This is a genomic window from Arthrobacter horti (assembly GCF_030731045.1).
Classification (GTDB): domain Bacteria; phylum Actinomycetota; class Actinomycetes; order Actinomycetales; family Micrococcaceae; genus Arthrobacter_E; species Arthrobacter_E nanjingensis.
The window spans coordinates 301,835-320,336 of the sequence record NZ_JAVALS010000001.1; the positions used below are offsets into that span (position 1 = coordinate 301,835).

At 67.0% G+C, this 18,502-nt stretch carries 18 protein-coding genes and 1 pseudogene; 10 read left to right on the forward strand and 9 right to left on the reverse strand.

Annotated elements, in window-relative coordinates:
* Positions 1-5 precede the first annotated feature (5 nt).
* Both Q9R02_RS01405 and Q9R02_RS01410 read right to left on the reverse strand, forming a co-directional pair.
* A complete protein-coding gene (locus tag Q9R02_RS01405) occupies positions 6-284 on the reverse strand; it encodes a hypothetical protein (protein ID WP_305994851.1) in 279 nt (92 codons plus the stop codon).
* Positions 281-721, reverse strand: a complete 441-nt coding sequence (locus Q9R02_RS01410) for a DUF3099 domain-containing protein (protein WP_305994852.1) — start codon at positions 719-721, stop codon at positions 281-283. Before Q9R02_RS01410 ends, Q9R02_RS01405 begins: the two co-directional genes overlap by 4 nt.
* Positions 722-834: 113 nt before the next feature.
* Between Q9R02_RS01410 and Q9R02_RS01415 the strand changes: the two genes are divergently transcribed.
* Positions 835-1,560, forward strand: coding sequence for a beta-ketoacyl-ACP reductase (locus tag Q9R02_RS01415; RefSeq protein ID WP_305994853.1), 726 nt, complete (start codon positions 835-837; stop codon positions 1,558-1,560).
* A gap of 35 nt (positions 1,561-1,595) precedes the next feature.
* Positions 1,596-2,339: an SDR family oxidoreductase gene (locus Q9R02_RS01420; RefSeq protein ID WP_305994854.1), complete on the forward strand. Its 744-nt coding sequence runs from the start codon at positions 1,596-1,598 to the stop codon at positions 2,337-2,339.
* Positions 2,340-2,424: 85 nt separating this feature from the next.
* On the opposite strand, the gene serB is transcribed toward Q9R02_RS01420, so the two are convergent.
* Complete coding sequence (gene serB / locus Q9R02_RS01425; protein WP_305994855.1) at positions 2,425-3,345, reverse strand: phosphoserine phosphatase SerB; 921 nt, start codon at positions 3,343-3,345, stop codon at positions 2,425-2,427.
* Between the two features lie 64 nt (positions 3,346-3,409).
* On the opposite strand from serB, the gene Q9R02_RS01430 reads away from it, so the two are divergent.
* Genes Q9R02_RS01430 through Q9R02_RS01440 form a run of 3 tightly spaced genes read left to right on the forward strand, consistent with a single transcriptional unit; the run spans position 3,410 to position 5,806 of the window.
* Positions 3,410-4,195 carry an ABC transporter ATP-binding protein gene (locus tag Q9R02_RS01430; RefSeq protein ID WP_305994856.1) on the forward strand — a complete coding sequence of 262 codons (786 nt, stop codon included), beginning with the start codon at positions 3,410-3,412 and terminating at the stop codon, positions 4,193-4,195.
* A 9-nt stretch (positions 4,196-4,204) separates the two neighbouring features.
* Positions 4,205-4,990 (forward strand): sulfite exporter TauE/SafE family protein, encoded by a 786-nt coding sequence (locus Q9R02_RS01435; protein ID WP_305994857.1) that lies wholly within the window; start codon positions 4,205-4,207, stop codon positions 4,988-4,990.
* 9 nt (positions 4,991-4,999) lie between these two features.
* Entirely contained in the window at positions 5,000-5,806 is an 807-nt protein-coding gene (locus Q9R02_RS01440; protein ID WP_305994858.1) for a TrmH family RNA methyltransferase, read from the forward strand.
* 429 nt (positions 5,807-6,235) lie between these two features.
* On the opposite strand, the gene Q9R02_RS01445 is transcribed toward Q9R02_RS01440, so the two are convergent.
* From Q9R02_RS01445 to Q9R02_RS01455, 3 genes are all read right to left on the reverse strand, one after another.
* Complete coding sequence (locus tag Q9R02_RS01445) at positions 6,236-6,424, reverse strand: hypothetical protein (protein ID WP_305994859.1); 189 nt, start codon at positions 6,422-6,424, stop codon at positions 6,236-6,238.
* A 90-nt stretch (positions 6,425-6,514) separates the two neighbouring features.
* Positions 6,515-7,633, reverse strand: a complete 1,119-nt coding sequence (locus Q9R02_RS01450) for a fatty acid desaturase family protein (protein ID WP_305994860.1) — start codon at positions 7,631-7,633, stop codon at positions 6,515-6,517.
* 532 nt (positions 7,634-8,165) lie between these two features.
* A complete protein-coding gene (locus tag Q9R02_RS01455) occupies positions 8,166-8,612 on the reverse strand; it encodes a hypothetical protein (RefSeq protein ID WP_305994861.1) in 447 nt (148 codons plus the stop codon).
* A 424-nt stretch (positions 8,613-9,036) separates the two neighbouring features.
* Here Q9R02_RS01455 and Q9R02_RS01460 point away from each other — a divergent pair, with 424 nt between their 5' ends.
* The 4 genes and pseudogenes from Q9R02_RS01460 to lplAB all read left to right on the forward strand — a co-directional run bounded on the left by Q9R02_RS01460 (position 9,037) and on the right by lplAB (position 11,486).
* Positions 9,037-9,462 (forward strand): pyridoxamine 5'-phosphate oxidase family protein, encoded by a 426-nt coding sequence (locus Q9R02_RS01460; protein ID WP_305994862.1) that lies wholly within the window; start codon positions 9,037-9,039, stop codon positions 9,460-9,462.
* Between the two features lie 69 nt (positions 9,463-9,531).
* Positions 9,532-9,840 (forward strand): annotated as a pseudogene (locus tag Q9R02_RS01465) (NAD(+)--rifampin ADP-ribosyltransferase); the annotation flags it as partial.
* 234 nt (positions 9,841-10,074) lie between these two features.
* Complete coding sequence (locus Q9R02_RS01470; protein ID WP_305994863.1) at positions 10,075-10,329, forward strand: type B 50S ribosomal protein L31; 255 nt, start codon at positions 10,075-10,077, stop codon at positions 10,327-10,329.
* Positions 10,330-10,427: 98 nt separating this feature from the next.
* On the forward strand, positions 10,428-11,486 hold the full coding sequence (lplAB, locus tag Q9R02_RS01475) for a lipoate-protein ligase LplAB (protein WP_305994864.1): 1,059 nt from the start codon (positions 10,428-10,430) through the stop codon (positions 11,484-11,486).
* 14 nt (positions 11,487-11,500) lie between these two features.
* Here lplAB and pepN read toward each other — a convergent pair whose 3' ends face one another.
* From pepN to glgC, 3 genes are all read right to left on the reverse strand, one after another.
* On the reverse strand, positions 11,501-14,122 hold the full coding sequence (gene pepN, locus Q9R02_RS01480) for an aminopeptidase N (RefSeq protein WP_305994865.1): 2,622 nt from the start codon (positions 14,120-14,122) through the stop codon (positions 11,501-11,503).
* A gap of 84 nt (positions 14,123-14,206) precedes the next feature.
* A complete protein-coding gene (locus Q9R02_RS01485) occupies positions 14,207-15,658 on the reverse strand; it encodes an SDR family NAD(P)-dependent oxidoreductase (RefSeq protein ID WP_305994866.1) in 1,452 nt (483 codons plus the stop codon).
* A gap of 80 nt (positions 15,659-15,738) precedes the next feature.
* Positions 15,739-17,169, reverse strand: a complete 1,431-nt coding sequence (gene glgC / locus Q9R02_RS01490) for a glucose-1-phosphate adenylyltransferase (protein ID WP_305994867.1) — start codon at positions 17,167-17,169, stop codon at positions 15,739-15,741.
* 101 nt (positions 17,170-17,270) lie between these two features.
* On the opposite strand from glgC, the gene glgA reads away from it, so the two are divergent.
* On the forward strand, positions 17,271-18,473 hold the full coding sequence (gene glgA, locus Q9R02_RS01495; protein WP_305994868.1) for a glycogen synthase: 1,203 nt from the start codon (positions 17,271-17,273) through the stop codon (positions 18,471-18,473).
* Positions 18,474-18,502 lie beyond the last annotated feature (29 nt).

Below are 18,502 nucleotides of genomic sequence, written 5' to 3' on the forward strand. Positions count from 1 at the left end.
CGGCGTCAGCCTTCCGGGTCGCTGGGGGAGGGGGTGGCGTCCGCGGGGACGGTGAAGGGCACGGTGTCCTTCCAGAACGCACGCTGCTGGAGGTAGTCCTGGAGCCAGCCACGGTGCTCATCGCACGCCAGCCAGATCTTGCGGCGCTCCGGTGGGTGGATGCGAGGGTTGTTCCAGAGGATCGACCAGGTGGCGCCGGCGCGGCAGCCCTTGCGGGAGCAGATCGCCTCCGGGGCGGCCTGCGGTGCGGCCCCGCCCCGGGCGAGGGCGTCGAAGAAACTCATGCGGTGTCCCCGCCGTCGCGGCGGTCCCGCTCACTGAGGATCTCGCCCTGGATCACGCCGTCGTCTGAATCGTCGACGCCGGTGCCCTCGCCGTCGTCGGACGCCTCACCGGCCTCCGCGGGCAGTTCCCCCTGGAGTGGGACACCGATCAGGTTTTCGCTGGGCGCCTCCGCCATGTCGCCTCCGTTGGCGATCACCACGGCGATCCAGGGGAGGAATACCGCGCCGGCCACGGCGATGAGCTTGAACCAGCCGTCCAGGACGAACAGCAGACCCAGGCAGGCCATACGGATGCCCATCGCGGTGGCGTACTTGATCATCCTGCTGCGGATCTCATCAGAGTGCGGTGCCCCCGCGTCGGTGATGCTCACAACCTCGGCGTCACGGCCCGGCTTGTTCTGCCGACCGGCGCCCTTCGGCTTCGTCACGGTTTCCACTCACGCTCCCTGCACTTCACCTTCATTGTCTCACCGTGCGGCATCAGCCCAAAAACGAGCGGACCGATATGATTCCTCGTGTTCACGTCAGCATTGAGGAAGCGAGATCGCGCATGAGCGAGCAGAGCGCCACGGGCCGCAGTGTCCTGGTCACAGGGGGAAACAGGGGCATCGGTCTGGCGATCGCCAAGGAGTTCCTGGCCAACGGGGACAAGGTCGCCGTGACCTACCGCAGCGTCACCGAGCTGCCGGAGGGCATCCTGGGCGTCCAAGCGGACGTGACCGATGAGGCCTCCCTCGATGCGGCGTTCAAGCAGGTCGAAGAGGCCCACGGCCCCGTCGAGGTGCTGGTGGCCAATGCCGGCGTGACCAAGGACACTCTCCTGCTGCGCATGAGCGAAGACGACTTCACCTCGGTGATCGACACCAACCTCACGGGCTCCTTCCGCGTGCTCAAGCGCGCCATCAAGGGCATGATCCGCCTCCGCAAGGGCCGCGTGGTCTTCATCTCCTCCGTGGTGGGCCTCTACGGCTCCCCGGGCCAGATCAACTACTCCGCCTCCAAGTCCGGCCTGGTCGGCATGGCCCGTTCCCTGACCCGTGAGCTCGGCTCCCGCGGCATCACCGCCAATGTGGTGGCCCCCGGCTTCATCAACACGGATATGACGGCCGAACTGCCGGAGGACACCCAGAAGGGTTACCTGGCCTCCATCCCGGCCGGCCGATTCGCCGATCCCGAAGAGGTCGCCCGCGTGGTCCGCTGGATCGCCGGCGACGAGGCCGCGTACATCTCCGGCGCCGTCATCCCCGTGGATGGCGGACTGGGCATGGGCCACTGATCTTCCACACTTTTCACGATTCCAAGGAGCAGCACATGGGAATTCTCGACAACAAGTCCGCAATCGTCACGGGTTCCTCCCGCGGCATCGGCGCCGTGGTGGCCGCGACACTGGCAGCCGAGGGCGCCGGCGTGGTGGTCAACTACCGCCAGAAGGCGCCCCGCGCCAACAAGGTGGTGCAGCAGATCACCGAGGCCGGTGGCCGCGCCGTCGCCGTCGCAGGTGACCTGACCGCAGAGGGCGGCGCCGAGGCGCTCGTCGCCGCCGCGCAGGAGAACTTCGGCGGCCTGGACATCCTGGTCCTGAACGCCTCCGGCGGCATGGAGTCCGGCCTGGGCGAGGACTACGCGCTGCGCCTGAACCGCGACGCGCAGGTCAACATGCTCAAGACCGCCACCGCCGTCATGCCGGCCGGTTCGCGGGTGGTGTTCGTCACCAGCCACCAGGCCCACTTCATCGACACGGTCCCCACCATGCCGGAGTACGAGCCGGTGGCCCGCAGCAAGCGAGCCGGTGAGACCGCGCTGCGCGAGTTCATCCCGGAGCTGGAGGCCAAGGGCATCAGCTTCGTGGTCATCTCCGGTGACATGATCGAGGGCACTGTCACGGCCACCCTGCTGGACCGCGCCCGCCCGGGCGCCATCGAGGAGCGCCGTGCCGAGGCCGGCAAGCTCTTCACGGTGGAGGAGTTCGGCGCCGAGGTGGCCCGCATGGTCTCCGCCGACGTCTCCACGGGCCACACCGAGTACGCCGGCGGCGCGGGCCACTTCCAGAAATAGCCTGCCGCAACAGCTGAGGGCCGCCTTCCCGTCCGGGAAGGCGGCCCTCAGCTGTTGAAAGGAACGGTTCAGCGCAGGGCGCGTATCAGCGCAACGGCACCCCGGCCAGGACGGCGACGGCGTCCAGGTTCGGCAGGTTGATCGCGGCGTCGGCCACGGCCTGCACGGCCGGCTTGGCGTTGAACGCGACGCCGAGCGCGGCGGTCGCGAGCATGTCCAGGTCGTTGGCGCCGTCGCCGACGGCGAAGCAGGCGTCCAGCGGCACCTCGGCGGCCTGCGCCCACTCGCGCAGCTTGCTCGCCTTCATGGCGCGATCCACCACGTCGCCGGCCACCCGGCCGGTCAGGACGCCGTCCTGAACCTCCAGTTCGTTGGCCAGCCAGTAGTCCAGGCCGAGGTCCTCGGCCAGCGGCTTGAGCACCTGGTTGAAGCCGCCGGAGACGACGGCCACGCGGTGCCCTGCGGAGTGGAAGGACTCCACGAGCCGCTGGGCGCCGACGCTCAGCTTCACGGTCCGTCGCACTTCGTCCAGGACGGTGGCCGGGAGGCCGGCCAGCTGGGCGACGCGCTGGTGCAGGCTCTGGGCGAAGTCGAGCTCGCCGCGCATGGCGGCCTCTGTTACGGCGGCCACCTCGGCCTCCTTGCCGGCGTGGGCGGCGATGAGCTCGATGACCTCCTGCTGGATGAGGGTGGAGTCCACGTCCATGATGAGGAACTTGCGATCCGCCTCCCGGAGCCCGGAGGGCACGACGGCGACGTCCACGCCCAGCGCGGCCTTGGCCAGTGCCTCGCGGACGGTGACGAGCCACTGCTCCGGCACCACGGAAGCGGCGTTCTCCTCGGCCGGCGCGACGACGGCCAGCTCGGAGGCCTCGAAACCCTCCACGGGGACGGCCCGCCACGGCCCCTCCACGGCACCGAACCTGCCGATCACGGATGCGGCCGCTTCGAGGGCGGCGTCGTTCAGTTCCGGGGCATAGGCAAGGGCGGTGAAGTGTGACTGCATTGTGCCATCGTAGCCAGCGTTGCGGTTATCCACGGAACCTGAGTTTTCGCTAGGGTTTCATGTTATGAGCGAAGTCCTGCAGTTGAGCCATGTCTCGGTCCGGAGAGGCCAGAAGACACTCCTGAACGACGTTTCCTGGCAGGTCAACGAGGGCGAGCGGTGGGTGGTGCTGGGCCCCAACGGCGCCGGCAAGACCACTCTGCTGCAGCTCGCCGCGGCCCGGCTGCACCCGAGCGACGGCACCGTGGACATCCTGGATGAGCGCATGGGACGCGTGGACGTGTTCGAACTCCGCCCCCGCATCGGCCTGTCCTCGGCCGCTCTGGCCAACCACATCCCGGAGGATGAGACCGTCCTGAACGTCGTGGTCACCGCCGCGTACGGCGTCACCGGGCGCTGGCGTGAAGGCTACGAACGCGCCGATGAGCGCCGTGCTTTCCGTCTTCTGAATGAGTGGGGCATGGGGCCGCTGCTGAACCGTCAGTTCGCCACGCTGAGCGAGGGGGAGCGCAAACGTGCCCAGATCGCCCGCGCACTCATGACGGACCCGGAACTGCTGCTTCTGGACGAGCCGGGCGCCGGCCTGGACCTCGGCGGCCGTGAGGAACTCGTCGCCGAACTGTCCAAGCTCGCAGCCGACCCGTACTCGCCCGTCACCGTCCTGGTGACCCACCACCTCGAGGAGGTGCCGCCGTCGTTCACGCACGCTCTGCTGCTGCGCGCCGGTGGCGTGGTCGCCGCGGGCCCGATCGCCGGGGTGCTGACCGAAGCGAATCTGAGTGAGACGTTCGGCCTGGAGCTCACCGTCACTCAGGACAGCGGCCGCTACACCGCGCGCGCCCGCTCCTAGGACCGCTTCATGGAGTGGCTGCATGGCGTTCTGATCTTCATCGCCGGTCTCTGGGCGGGGACGATCAACGCCGTCGTCGGGTCCGGCACTCTGGTCACCTTCCCGGTGCTGGTGGCGCTGGGGACGGCGCCGGTGACGGCGTCCATCAGTAACGCGACCGGTCTGATCGCCGGCGGGTTCTCCAGCGCGATCGCGTACCGGAAGCAGCTCGACGGCCATTGGCGGACGCTGGGGCGCCTGCTGCCGGCCTCCGTCCTGGGTGGCATCACCGGTGCGTATCTGCTCCTGCACCTGCCGGAGTCGGTCTTCCAGTACGTGGCGCCGGTGCTGATCGTGGCCGCGCTGCTGCTGGTGGTGTTCCAGCCCAAGCTCCAGGCGTGGGTCCGCAACCGGGAGCAGGTGCCCGGCAATGCGCTGAAGGACAAGAGCCACGGCACGCTGCTGGTGGTCCTGGTGTTCCTGGCCGGAGTGTACGGCGGGTACTTCGTGGCCGCTCAGGGCGTGCTGCTGGTGGGCATCCTGGGGGTGTTCATGGCCGGGACCATGCAGCAGGCCAATGCCATGAAGAACTTCCTGGTGCTGGCGGTCAATCTGGTCGCGGCGGCGTCGTATCTGCTCTTCGCCTTCGGACGGATCGACTGGTCCATCGTCCTGATCATCGCCGTGTCCTCGCTGATCGGCGGTGTGGTGGGGGCCAAGGTCGGCCAGAAGCTCAAGCCGGTGGTGCTGCGCTCCGTGATCGTGGTCCTCGGCCTGGTGGCGCTGGCCGTCATGGTGTCCAAGCTGCTGGCATAATCCTCTGACGTGCCTGTCATCCTTCTCGAGACCGCCGCGGATCCCCGGGTCTCCGATTACCTGAAGCTCACCGACGTCCAGCTCCGCCTGAAGACCGAGCCGGAGCGGGGACTCTACATCGCAGAGTCCTCCCGCGTGGTCCGCCGGGCCATCGCCGCAGGGCACCGTCCCCGTTCGTTCTTCCTCACCGCGAAATGGCTGGGGGAGCTGCAGGACCTGCTGGAGCGGTTCCCGGACGTCCCGGCGTACGTGGGGGAGCCCGCCCTCCTGGAGGAGATCACCGGATTCCACCTCCACCGGGGCGCTCTGGCCGCCATGGAGCGCCCGGAGCCGCTGGCGCTGGCCGAAGTGCTCGACGGCGCGCGGCGGCTCGCGGTGCTGGAGGACATCACGGATCACACCAACCTCGGGGCGATGTTCCGCAGTGCCGCGGGCCTGGGCATCGATGCCGTGCTGGTCACCCCGCGCTGCGCGGATCCGCTCTACCGGCGATCCATCCGGGTCAGCATGGGCACCGTGTTCCAGGTGCCGTGGGCGCGGCTGGAGTCCTGGCCGGACGGGATCGCGGAGCTGCAGGCTGCGGGCTTCACGGTGGCGGCGATGGAGCTGACGCACGAGTCGCTGACCATCGACGCGCTGTCGGCGAGCAATCCGGAGAAGCTGGCGCTGATCCTCGGCACGGAAGGCGCCGGGGTGACGCCGGCCGCGCTGGAGGCCGCCGACGTCGCCGTCGAGATCCCCATGCGCCCCGGCGTCGACTCGCTCAATGTCGCTGCGGCGTCCGCCGTCGCGTTCTGGGAGCTGCGGGCCCGCTGAGCGCGGTTGGGGCGAGCAGGGCCGATCCGCAACGGCCACGACCGGGACCTCGACCCGGCCGAGCGCCGTCACTGGGAGTTTTCCGACGCGCTCGGACCGGTAGGCTGACCAGCCGGCGGTACTCCGTTCTCCACGACCCGCGGAGAGCTCGCATCGGTGCTGGGTCGTTTGCGGCTTCTGCAGGCGTGGTCAGTAGAACCGGACTTCGGAGGCGGATTTCCGGAGTCGCTCACGTTTGCTTTCCGTCCGGTGCGGACCGGGCTCGGATAGAGGGTTCCACTCGTCGGCCCCCACCTCGGCGGGGTCTTGTATCAGTGCTCCGAGCAGCAGGGCGAGCCCGCCCTTGAGCTCCTTCAGGGTGGTGTTGGTGATCTCCAGGCACCGGTCATTGAGGATGAGACCGACGTCCGGATATCCGGCTGCGGCGAGTTAGCCGGTGGTACCGATCTGATTGATCAGCTGTTTCTCGGCGGCAGTGGTCCGTCGCGAGAGTATGGCTGGGACGTTGTACTTCCTCACACGTGGGTCTTCTTCAATTCCGTCGGCGATACCAGAGAAGAGGACGCCTTCCAGGCGCAGGGGCCACCGGGAGCGTGAGAGGCCGTTGTTCGTGTTCATGGTGTGGTCCTTGCGACTGACGTGCCTCATCGTATGTTCATCGAGGGGCCGGACCTGCTTTCCGCCCAATTCAGTAGTTGTTGCGACGTATCAGGGTGAGCGTGGCTTGCCAGAAGAGGTCAGTCTGCCTGGGTCCTGCGGTTGGCGCAAGTTGTTGGCGAGGGGGCAGTCGAAGACGGATCCTCGGCCGTGGCCGACGGCATTGAGGTACTTGATGACGATGCGGTACGAGGCGCGTAGCGTGGTGCTGGTGTACGGGATGTCCTCCTCGGCGCAGGTGCGCTGGACGATGGCAGCGGCCTGTCGCAAGGCTGGGCGTGGCATGGTGGGGAAGAGGTGGTGTTCGATCTGATGGTTCAGGCCGCCCATGAGAAAGTCCATGGCCCAGTTGCCGGTGATGTTGCGGGAGGAACGGACCTGCCGGGTGAGAAAATCCACCCTGTCGCCTGCGGCGAAGACTTTCATACCCTTGTGGTTCGGGGCGAACGTGGCTCCCATGTAGAAACCGAATACGCCCTGCTGGATCAGTGTGAACGCGATGGCCAGGGGCGCGGGGAGGAAGACGAAGGCCAACGCCGGAACCGCGCAGATCCTCACGGTCAAGATCGCCAGCTCCAGAGCACGGTGATCGACGCGGCCCTTGCCGAGCAGGTGACGGTACGAGTCCACCTGCAGGCTGATGCCCAGGAACGGCAGGAGCAGGAAGAGGACGTAGCCCTGTCTCTTGGCAATGAAATGCAGCACGCGTGGTCGTGCCGCGGCCGCTTCATCGTAGAAGACGACGAACCCCGGGCGGATGTCCGGGTCTTTGCCGATCACGTTCGGATTGGAGTGGTGCCGGGTGTGCTTCTGCTGCCACATCGCATAACTGATACCGGCTAGACAGATCGCGACGAGCCGTGCGAACCAGTCATTGGCTTTCCAGGTGGTGAAGATCTGCCGGTGGGCCGCTTCATGGGCCAGGAAGGCAAATTGGGTCATCAGCACGCCCAGGGCCACGGCGATCAGGACCTGAAAGCCTGAGTTGCCGATGAGGCCGAATCCGGCCCATGCCGCCCCGTAGGCCAAGAGGAGGAGCGAGAAGAGGGTGACGTAGAAGCCGCGATGGCGAGCCAGCAGACCGGCACCGTTGATCTGTCCTTGAAGGGTGACGAATCGCTCCACGATGGGGTTGTTTCGTACCGGGACCGCGATATGGTCGGTGTTCACCTGTACCTCCAATAGCTGAGAGGTTCGGTGCGACCCTCGAAGTCGGGCACAATTCCCTCATGCCTGTTCTACGCTCCCGGCGCTGCAAGGAGCGGGCGATCATCCGGCGGGACGGTCTCTGACGTAGGCCTCGAGGGCGTTAAGCACAATGTCGGATTCTTTGACGTGGTCCTGGAGTGCGATGGTTCTGATGGCGTACTTCAACGACTCGTGCACCCGGGTGCAGAGCACAGTTGACCGACTGCTCGCCTTGACAAGGCGTGTGTTCTCAGTGGCGGTTCTGGCTCGCGGTTCAGAGTTTGTAGCACTGGAGTTTTCGGCAATGCGCCGCCTCGTGGATCGCGGTGCCAGCCCACCATACTGCGCAACGCCTGGCCCGATTGCCGGGTCGGTGACCTCGATGGGCTTAGCTGGCCTTCGGTATTTCCTGATCATGATGCTCCTAAGCCAGGAATTTGCTGCTATGGGCCGGGCGCCCGGTTTCTGAGCGGACCGACCGCGGCCATCCGGGGTGGCAGGAACAATGCTCTCCTTACAGCTGGGACCAGGCGCTGCTGTTAAACACGATTTCTGCGGCTGCGGCCTTGACCTCGTTCAGTCGCAGTTCTTCTTCGTGGGCCTGAGACGTCAGTCGTTCGGCGCGTGTCGTCCACTCCTGCAGAACCTCGGCCGAGATCTGAGCGAGAATGTCGCCGATGACGAGGGCGAGTCCGCGTTTGAGTTCATCGAGGTTGGTGTTGGTGATGAGCAGGCGCCTATCGGAGACCTGCAACTCGACTGCCGGGTATCCTGCGTTGTTCAGTCTCTGCCGGACATCGTCCCCACGGAGTAAGTAGATTTCGCGGGTTTCAGGTCTCCGGGTGAAGACGGCCGGCACCGTGTACCGGGAAGGGGCACGGGCCGTGCCGAGTTCGGAGGGAAGAGCCGAGGCGAGGACGCCGCTGAGGGCGAGAGGCTCGGAGGGTGTTGTGCTGGGCATGACTGACGCCGCCGTTTCGTATTGCTGCGCTGTCGATTCCACAGAGTGGGTGGCGGCTATGGTCGCGCGCTCAAGCGAGCGCTATTCGTCCAGGGGGTGAGCATCATCGTGTCCGCCCTCGTTGTCCCAGCCCTCCGTAGCGTCTTCTTCGTTGCGACGAACCGTCGCCGCATCCGGATCGTTGGGATCCGGTGAAAGGCTTCGCTGGGTTTTCGACGGTACGCCTTCTCCTTCTCGGTCCCGACCTCCCGACATACCTTCAGTCTACTCCCCGGAACAGTGGCCGAGCCGGTTCATCCGTGAATTCTCGAGGTTCTCGGCCCCGTGGGATGGCGTCCGGGAGGACAATGGGAAGGGACCTGTCGGTGAAGCACTCATCGATGACGACAAGCACCCGGGAAGCCCCAAGGTGCGGAGTGGAGACATGATGGCGCTTGATCAGGACCACCCGGTCGAAGACTTGGAACCGGCGGATTCATGGGCGTTACTGGCTGCCTCGGAGCTGGGCCGACTGGCGGTCAGTGTCGGGGACATACCCGAGATCTTCCCGATCAACTACTACCTACACGACCGGCAGGTGATCTTCAAGACAGCTCAAGGCAGCAAGCTCGTGCATTTGACGATCAACCGGAACGTGGTCCTCGAAGCCGACGGCTACGACGACGAGACCGCCTGGAGCGTGATCGTGAAGGGCACGGCCAAAACGATTCAGGACACAGAACTCATCGAGGCTGCGCGGAAGCTCCCCTTGCCCTCGTGGATCCCCACGGTGAAATACCTGTACGTCCAGATCACGCCGCACACCATCAGCGGCCGCCGCTTCGCCCGCGGCCCTGAAACCTGGCAGTGAGCTCCGGACCTTTGACCCGGGCCGGCCGGAGCCGCTGACGCCACCTGGATCCGTTGGTACCGTGATTGCATGGACGACCCACTGGATCCTGGTCCGTTCTTCCACGGAACGGCCGCCGAACTGAAACCGGGGGACCTGCTATCGGCGGGCTTCCGGTCCAACTACCGGCCGGAGGTGGTGATGAACCACATTTACTTCACCGCACTGCGGGACGGCGCGGGCCTGGCGGCGGAGATCGCCGCGGTCGACGGCGAACCGCACGTCTACCTCGTGGTGCCCACGGGCGAGTTCGAGAACGATCCCAATGTCACGGATAAGAAGTTCGCCGGCAATCCGACGCGTTCGTACCGAAGCAAGGAACCGCTGAGGATCCTGGAGTAGGTCACCGACTGGACACGTCTGACTCCGGAGGCCCTGCAGAGCTGGCGGGACCGCATCGCGGCGATCCGGGCCGATGACCGCGCGGAGATCATCAACTGAAAGGCACGTCGCAGAGCCATCCCGCCGATTGGTCCGGCGCACCTCGATGCTGTAAAGTCGATAGCTGGCCGTCCTGGCCGAACATCATCCCTGCTGCTGGCAAAATCCAGCGGCGCGAACGAAGGTCCACTGATGAAGTCTGATATCCACCCGAAGTACCAGCCGATCGTTTTCAACGACCTGGCTTCCGGCGTCAAGTTCCTGACCCGCTCCACCGCCACGTCTGACAAGACCATCGAGTGGGAAGACGGCAAGACCTACCCCGTCATCGACGTCGAGGTCTCCTCCGAGTCGCACCCGTTCTACACGGGCAAGCAGCGCATCATGGACTCCGCCGGTCGCGTCGAGCGCTTCAACGCCCGCTTCAAGAACTTCGGCAAGAAGTAAGCTTCCTGCCCACCCGGAAGGGACCGCAGCCTGGCTGCGGTCCCTTCCGCGTTTAAGCGCACAGTTCCGTAAGGCTGCTCGCGCGATAGCCTGAAACCATGTCCACGCATCATGGTGAGTTCAAGGTCCCCGGAGGAAAGCTGGTCGTCGCCGATCTGGAGGTGACGGACGGCGCGCTCAGCGGCGTGTCCATCAGCGGCGACTTCTTCCTGGAGCCGGACGAGGCCCTGGACGCCATCAACTCCGCGCTCCTCGGCTCCCTGGCCGACTCGCCGTCGTCGGCCCTCACCGCCCGCGTCCACGACGCCCTGCCCGTGAACACCCAGCTCTTCGGCATCACGCCGGAAGGCGTGGCCACCGCAGTCCGCCGCGCGCTCGGCCTGGCCAGCACCTGGTGGGACCACGAATGGGAGGTCATCCCGCCCAGCATCCTGCCCACCGAGGTCAACGTCGCCCTGGACGAGGTTCTCACCCGGGCCGTCGGCGACGGCGAGCACCGCCCCGCCCTGCGCTTCTGGGACTGGGCGGAGACCGCCGTCGTCATCGGCAGCTTCCAGTCCTACCGCAACGAGCTGGACCCCGACGGCGTCGCGAAGCATCACGTGAACGTGGTCCGCCGGGTGAGCGGTGGGGGAGCGATGTTCATGGAGGGCGGCAACTGCATCACCTATTCGCTGTACCTGCCGCAGAGCCTGGTGGACGGGCAGAGCTTCGAAGCCTCCTACGCCTTCCTCGACGCCTGGGTGCTCGAGGCCCTCGACCGGGTGGGCGTGCAGGCACGCTACGTGCCGCTGAACGACATCGCCACGGACCAGGGCAAGATCGGAGGCGCCGCCCAGAAGCGCCTGGCCAACGGCGGCATGCTGCACCACGTCACCATGAGCTACGACATCGACGCGGACAAGATGGTGGAGGTCCTGCGGATCGGCCGGGAGAAGCTCTCCGACAAGGGCACGCGCAGCGCCAAGAAGCGCGTGGACCCGCTCAAGCGGCAGGCCGGCATGGACCGTCTGGCGATCATCGACGTCATGATCCAGGTGTTCCAGGAACGCTACGGCGCCGCCCGGACGCGCCTGACGGAGACGGAACTGGCCGCCGCCAGGGATCTGGCGACGGCCAAGTTCAGCACCGAGGAGTGGTTGCACCGGGTCCCCTGAGGGCACCCGGCGGCTCAGGCCTTCGTGGGTTCCATCCCCGCGGCCTGGGCCCGCAGCGCGCGCACCAGCTTGTCGCGCTCCTCGAGGATGAGGCGCCGCAGCGCGCGGGGGGCCTCCTCGTGAGCGGCCAACCATTCGTCACAGCGCACGACGGCGGGGTGAGCCTCGGGCGCCTGCCCGGCGGTCAGATCCTGGGAACCGGGGAAGAATCCCAGCACGATCCGGCTGGCCATCCCGATGCTCAGGGACGACCACACCGTGGTCAGCCCGGCGAAGTAGCGCACCTCGTAGGGGGCGGTGAGCCGGGCTGGACCGGTGGCGAAGCCGGCGATCGTGGCGCTCAGGTTCCGGTTGGAGAGAGTGGTGTCCGTGCCGCACGCCGCCCAGGCCCCGGCCTTCGCCTCCGCAGTGGGCCGGGCCGCGAGTGCCATGGCGTGGCCGGCGCGGGCGTCGGCGTTGTCTTCGTGGGCCAGCTCGGCATCGAGCGCGGGGGCGTCGAGACGGCCGTGGGCCGCCAGGGCCTCCAGTGCGGCCCAGCGCAGCTTGGTGTCCAGGGTCAGGCCGTCGAAGGAGCGGCTGCCGGAGAGCAGGCCGGTCAGGAGTTTCAGGGCGCGTTTGCTGTGTAGGCTGAGCGCCATGACGCAACGGGCCCAGGCCAGCTGGGCATCCGATCCGGCCGCCGCTTTCGTCAGGCGTGCGACGGCGGTGTCCAGGAGCTCGTCGCGGAGGCCGTCCCGGGCGCTGGACGGCACGTACTGGTTGACCGCCAGGGTGGCGTTGCTCAGCACGGACTGGAGGACGCCGATGGTCTCTTCCGTGTGGGCGAAGCGCATCGTCATGCGGACGTACTCGGCGGCGGGCCGGAGACCGTCCCGGGTGGCGCTCCACACCGCGTTCCAGGCCAGGGCGCGGGCCATGGGGTCCTTCAGCTTGTCCAGGCTGCCGGTCACCGTCTCATAGGACACATCGTCCAGGCGGATCTTGGCGTAGCTGAGGTCTTCGTCGTTCAGAAGCGCCAGGGCGGGGCGTGCCCGGCCGGCGAGCTCCGGCACCTCGGTCTCCGCGCCCGTCACGTCCAGCTCCAGCGTCTTCGCCCAGGTGATCTCGCCGTCGTCGCCCTTCTCATAGAGGCCCAGACGGAGGCGGTGCGGCCGGAGGACCCTCTGGCCGGTCACGGGGTCCTTGGCACGCTGGACCACGCCGGCGGAGGCGATCTCCCCGTCCCGGTCCTCGATCTCCAGACTCAGCGTGGAGATGCCGGACGTCTCCAGCCATTGCTCGGACCAGCCGCTCAGCTGCTTGCCGGATGCGGCGTCCAGTTCGTTCAGCAGATCGGCCAGCGTGGTGTTGCCGAACTCGTGCTTGCGGAAGTAGCGGCGGGCGCCGTCGATGAACGCGTCGAAGCCCACATAGGCCACCAGCTGCTTGAGGACGGCGGCGCCCTTGGCGTAGGTGATGCCGTCGAAGTTCTGCTTGGCGGCCTCCAGATCGGGGATGTCCGCCACGATGGGGTGGGTGGTGGGCAGCTGGTCCTGCACGTAGGCCCACGCCTTGCGCTGGTTGGCGAAGTTCACCCAGGAGGTGCTGAAATCACTGGCCTGGTCCACACCGAGTGACCCCATGAAGTCGGCGAAGGACTCTTTGAGCCATAGATCGTCCCACCACTGCATGGTCACCAGATCTCCGAACCACATGTGGGCCATCTCGTGCAGGAGCGTGTTGGCGCGCTGCTCGTACTGCGCCTGCGTGGCCTTGGAGGCGAAGACGTACTCCTCGGTGAACGTCACCAGGCCAGGGTTCTCCATGGCGCCCAGGTTGTACTCCGGCACGAACGCCTGATCGTACTTGCCCCACGGGTAGGGGTAGTCGAAGAGTTCGGAGAAGAAGTCCAGTCCGCGCTTGGTCTGAGCGAAGAGCTCTTCCGTGTCGAAGGATCCGGCCAGCGATGCCCGGCAGTAGAGTGCCAGCGGCACCGTGAGGCCGTTGCCGGCGTCGTCCTTGCCGGTCCAGCTGTCCGTGGCCCGGAAGTACGGGCCGGCCAGCACCGCGGTGATGTAGGTGCTCAGCGGCAGGGTCTCCGCGAAGTCCCAGCGCGCGGCGCCGTCCTTGCCGGAGAGCGGGGTGCGGGAGGTCTGAACCCCATTGGAGGTCACGTGCCAGTGCTCAGGCGCGGTGACGTGGAAGGTGTAGCGGGCCTTGAGGTCGGGCTGTTCGAAGTTCGCGAACACCCGGCGCGCGTCGGCCGGCTCGTACTGGGTGTAGAGGTACGTCTTGCCGTCGGCCGGGTCCACGAAGCGGTGCAGGCCCTCGCCGGACCGGCTGTACAGGGCCCTGGCCTCCACTGTGACCTGGTTCTTCTCCTTCAGCCCGGACAGGCGGATCCGGCTGCCGTCCACCACCTCGGAGACGGGCAGCTCCTTGCCGTTGAGCGCCACGGACTCCACGCTCTCGCCGATGAAGTCCAGGAACGTGGATCCGCCCGGGGTGCCCTCGAAGTCGATGACGCTCCGGCTCGGGAACCAGGTGGCCGCAGGATCCTCGGCCTTCCGGACATCGAGGGTGACGTCGTAGCTGAGGGTCCGGATCGTCGCGGACCGTTCCTGGGCTTCAGTGCGAGTGAGATTGTGGTTTTGCACCCGAACATTCAACCACGCACGTACCCTTGCGCCGCAGATCCGGCGATGCAAGGGCACGTGGAGGCGCCATGAACGTGATCATCGTCACCAGGGTGACGGCTTGTAATCCTTAAGGAAGACGCCGTACTGGTCCTCACCGGCCTCGCCCATCACGATCGGGTCGTACACGCGGGCCGCTCCGTCCACCAGGTCCAGTGGGGCGTGGAAGCCTTCCTCCATGAGACGGACCTTGGTGTAGTGGGGGCGCTCATCGGTGATCCAGCCGGTGTCCACCGCGGTCATCAGGATGCGGTCGCTCTCGAACATCTCGCCGGCACTGGTGCGGGTCATCATATTCAGCGAGGCCTTGGCCATATTGGTGTGCGGGTGGCCCGGGCCCTTGTACTTCCGGCCGAACTGGCCCTCCATGGCGCTGACGTTGACCACGTACTTGCGCTGGGCCGTGGAACGGCGCATGGCCTCGCGGAGACGGCTGACCAGAAGGAACGGGGCGGTGACGTTGCAGAGCTGGACCTCCAGCATCTCCAGCGGATCCACCTGGTCCACCACCTGGGTCCAGGAGTTGATCGAGGCCAGGTCCGGGACCAGGCCCCCCGCGTCGATGGCCGTCCCGGCCACGATGCGCTCCAGGGACGCGGACCCCGTGGACAGTGCCAGGGAGGTGATGGCGTCTCCGGCAAGCACCGGGTGCTCCATGACGCTGGAGGCCAGGGCCAGCGGGTGCTTGTCGTGCGCGTGGCCGAAGGTCACCAGCTCAGGGCCGCCATTGGCCGGCAGCAGGGCCGCGGGGAGCGGTTCGTCCTCGGCGTCCACCAGCGGCTTGTATGCGTTGCCGGAACGGCGGACGGTCTGGGCGGCGTTGTTGATGATGATGTCCAGAGGCCCGGCCTCGGAGACCGAGTCGGTGAGCGCCATCACCTGCGATGGATCGCGGAGGTCGATGCCCACGATCCGGAGCCGGTGCAGCCAGTCGGCGCTGTCCTCCATGGCGGCGAAGCGCCGGGCGGCGTCCTTGGGGAAGCGCGTAGTGATGGTGGTGTGCGCACCGTCGCGCAGGAGCCGCAGGGCGATGTACATGCCGATCTTCGCGCGGCCGCCGGTGAGCAGGGCGCGCCGGCCGGTGAGGTCGGTGCGGGCGTCCCTCTTGGCGTGGCTCATGGCCGCGCACTCCGGGCACAGCTGGTGGTAGAACGCGTCCACCTGGGTGTAGTGCTGCTTGCAGATGTAGCACGGACGAGAGCGGATCAGGTGCCCCGCGATCTCGCCGGTGGCCGAGCTGCTGAGCTTGTTGCCACGCGTCTCGTCGTCGATCCGGTCAGGAGCGGCCGTCGCCGTCAGTGCCATGACGGCGCCGTCCGCCGCAGCGATCGCATCCCGCTTCTCATTGCGCCGGTGCCGCTTGACGGCCTTGAACATCTTGCCGGTGGCGCGCCGTACGGCGACGTAGTCCGGGTGCTCTTCGTCATAGACGTGGATCGTGTTGAGGACCTTGAGGCAGGCGGCGATCTCATCCGGCGTGAGTTCGGGAGTGGTCATTCCCCCCATTTTAGCGGGAAGCGCGGGAGGGGACGGCCACGCAGGCCGCCCCCTCCCGCCGGGATCCCGGAATCAGCCCGTCAGGACGGGTGTCCGCCCAGGACGGCGTCGGTGTCCAGTACGGTCTCCTCCGGCTCGGAGGCTGCGGCCTGGACGGCGGAGACCTTGTCGATGGCCTCCTTGAGCTCGTCGTACTCCTCGACGGCGGCCAGGACGCCGGCGGGGACGGAGCCCCGGAAGCTCTTGGACAGGGCCAGTTCGGCTTCGCCAGGTTCGGGCACGGTCTGGCCCTTGGCCAGGACGGTGATGCCGGACTCGGTCACCTTGAATCCACGGGCCACGTCCAGATCCCGGTCCACGCCGATCGTGGCGCCCTTGGGCACGCGGACGTTCTTGTCCAGAATGGCGCGGCGGACGATCGCGCCCTCCCCGACGTGGACGTTGTCCATGAGGACCGAGTCGAGGACCCGGGCGCCGGCGTCGACATAGGAGTCGGTGGAGAGGACGGAGCCTTCCACGATGCCGCCGGAGACCACCACGCCGTTGGCCACGATCGAGTCCAGGGCCGTGCCCACCGTGCTGTTGCGGCCCTTGACGAACTTGGCCGGCGGGGAGGGGGTCTGCCGGGTGAAGATCGGCCAGTCGCGGTTGTAGAGGTTGAACACAGGGACGGGGGAGATGAGGTCCATGTGGGCGTCGTAGAAGGAGTCGATGGTGCCCACGTCACGCCAGTAGGTGCGGTCCCGCTCGGTGGAGCCGGGGATCTCATTGGTGGTGAAGTCGTACACGCCGGCCTCGCCGCGGGAGACGAAGTAGGGGATGATGTCCCCGCCCATGTCGTGCTTGGTGTCGGTGCGTTCGGCGTCGAGGGTCAGGGCCTCCACGAGCGCGTCGGCGTCGAAGACATAGTTGCCCATCGAGGCCAGGAACTGGTCCGGCGCGGCGGCCAGCCCTGGCGTGCTGGAGGGCTTCTCCACGAAGGCGGAGATCTTCCCGGCGTCCTCCTGGTCCACCTCGATCACGCCGAACTGATCGGCCATCTCCAGCGGCTGGCGGACCGCGGCCACGGTCGCCTTGGCACCGCTGGCCACGTGCTGCGCCACCATCTGCTGGAAGTCCATGCGGTAGACGTGGTCGGCGCCGACCACGACGACGATGTCCGGCTTGGCGTCATGGATCAGGTTCAGCGACTGGTAAATGGCGTTCGCGCTGCCCAGGAACCAGCTCTTGCCGATGCGCTGCTGGGCGGGCACCGACGCGACGTAATTCTGCAATTGCGTCGACAGGCGCCAGGTTTCCGAAATATGACGGTCCAGGCTGTGGGATTTGTACTGGGTGAGCACCACGATCCTGAAATAGCCCGAGTTCACCAGATTGGACAAGGCGAAGTCGATCAGCCGGTACGTGCCCGCGAACGGTACCGCCGGTTTGGCGCGGTCCGCCGTCAGCGGCATGAGCCGGTTGCCCTCCCCTCCGGCGAGGACGATTGCCAGGACTTTTTTCGGTGCCATATTCGGACTCCTGCGTGGATACTCGGTGTGATGGCCGTCATCTGGACCTTCAGACAGCTTTCACACTAGATCAGATGGGCAGTTCGGACTACGTTGTAAACGTGCGAATCGACATTGTTTCCAAAGAATTTCCACCCGATATTTACGGTGGTGCCGGCGTGCACGTCGCCGAGCTCAGCCGCGTCCTGGCATCGCACGTCGACCTGCGTGTCCACGCCTTCGGCGCACCGCGTGAGAGCGACTACCATGGGGCCACTGTCAGCAGCTACGCCACCCCTGCCGAACTGAAGGACGCCAACGCCGCGGTGCAGACACTGGGCGTGGACCTGAGCATCGTGCCGGATGTGGCGGGTGCGGATCTGGTCCATTCGCACACCTGGTACGCCAATATGGCAGGTCACCTGGCCTCCCTCCTGCACGGCATCCCGCACGTGCTCAGCGCCCACAGCCTGGAGCCACTGCGCCCCTGGAAGGCGGAGCAGCTCGGCGGCGGATACCGGCTGAGCTCCTGGGTGGAGCAGACCTCCTACGAGGCGGCGGCGGCCATCATCGCGGTCTCGGAAGGCATGCGCCAGGACATCCTGCGCTGCTACCCGAAGGTGGACCCCGCCAAGGTGCGCGTGGTGCACAACGGCATTGACGTCTCGCTGTGGAACCGCGATGAGGACGACGACGCCGTGCGCGCCCTCGGCATCGATCCGGAACGTCCCAGCGTGGTCTTCGTCGGCCGGAACACGCGCCAGAAGGGCGTGCCGTATCTGCTGCGCGCGGCACAGCAGCTCGCGCCCGAAGTGCAGCTCGTGCTGTGCCTCGGCGCCGCGGACACTCCGGAGCTCGCCGCCGAGACGGCCGAGCTGATCGCGGCCCTGCAGGCCCAGCGCGACGGCGTGGTGCTCATCGAGCGGATGCTGCCCCGCCGCGAACTGATCCAGGTGCTCAGCCACGCCACCGCGTTCGCCTGCCCGTCCATCTACGAGCCGCTGGGCATCGTGAACCTGGAGGCCATGGCCTGTGGTGCGGCCGTGGTGGCCAGCGCCACGGGTGGCATCCCGGAGGTCGTGGCGCACGGCGAGACCGGTCTGCTGGTTCAGCTGGAGCAGGTCACGGACGGCACGGGGACCCCGCTGGACCCCCAGAAGTTCGTGAACGACTTCGCCGCGGCGCTCAATGAGGTGGTCTCCGATCCGGCCCGCGCCCGCGTCATGGGTGAGGCCGGCCGCCGCCGGGCGGAGAAGCACTTCTCCTGGGATTCCATCGCCCAGACCACGCTGGAGGTCTACCGCTCGGTGCTGCCGCAGAGCTGAGCCGCAGCATGACTGAGGGCCCGTCCCCC

Bases quoted from the DNA above. Each gene is read 5' to 3' on its own strand.
- glgC (WP_305994867.1), bottom strand. From the start codon at position 17,169: ATGGCACCGAAAAAAGTCCTGGCAATCGTCCTCGCCGGAGGGGAGGGC.
- serB (WP_305994855.1), bottom strand. From the start codon at position 3,345: ATGCAGTCACACTTCACCGCCCTTGCCTATGCCCCGGAACTGAACGAC.
- Q9R02_RS01460 (WP_305994862.1), top strand. From the start codon at position 9,037: ATGATGGCGCTTGATCAGGACCACCCGGTCGAAGACTTGGAACCGGCG.
- Q9R02_RS01455 (WP_305994861.1), bottom strand. From the start codon at position 8,612: ATGCCCAGCACAACACCCTCCGAGCCTCTCGCCCTCAGCGGCGTCCTC.
- Q9R02_RS01405 (WP_305994851.1), bottom strand. From the start codon at position 284: ATGAGTTTCTTCGACGCCCTCGCCCGGGGCGGGGCCGCACCGCAGGCC.
- Q9R02_RS01485 (WP_305994866.1), bottom strand. From the start codon at position 15,658: ATGACCACTCCCGAACTCACGCCGGATGAGATCGCCGCCTGCCTCAAG.
- lplAB (WP_305994864.1), top strand. From the start codon at position 10,428: ATGTCCACGCATCATGGTGAGTTCAAGGTCCCCGGAGGAAAGCTGGTC.
- Q9R02_RS01470 (WP_305994863.1), top strand. From the start codon at position 10,075: ATGAAGTCTGATATCCACCCGAAGTACCAGCCGATCGTTTTCAACGAC.
- Q9R02_RS01420 (WP_305994854.1), top strand. From the start codon at position 1,596: ATGGGAATTCTCGACAACAAGTCCGCAATCGTCACGGGTTCCTCCCGC.
- Q9R02_RS01445 (WP_305994859.1), bottom strand. From the start codon at position 6,424: ATGAACACGAACAACGGCCTCTCACGCTCCCGGTGGCCCCTGCGCCTG.
- Q9R02_RS01435 (WP_305994857.1), top strand. From the start codon at position 4,205: ATGGAGTGGCTGCATGGCGTTCTGATCTTCATCGCCGGTCTCTGGGCG.
- Q9R02_RS01430 (WP_305994856.1), top strand. From the start codon at position 3,410: ATGAGCGAAGTCCTGCAGTTGAGCCATGTCTCGGTCCGGAGAGGCCAG.
- Q9R02_RS01415 (WP_305994853.1), top strand. From the start codon at position 835: ATGAGCGAGCAGAGCGCCACGGGCCGCAGTGTCCTGGTCACAGGGGGA.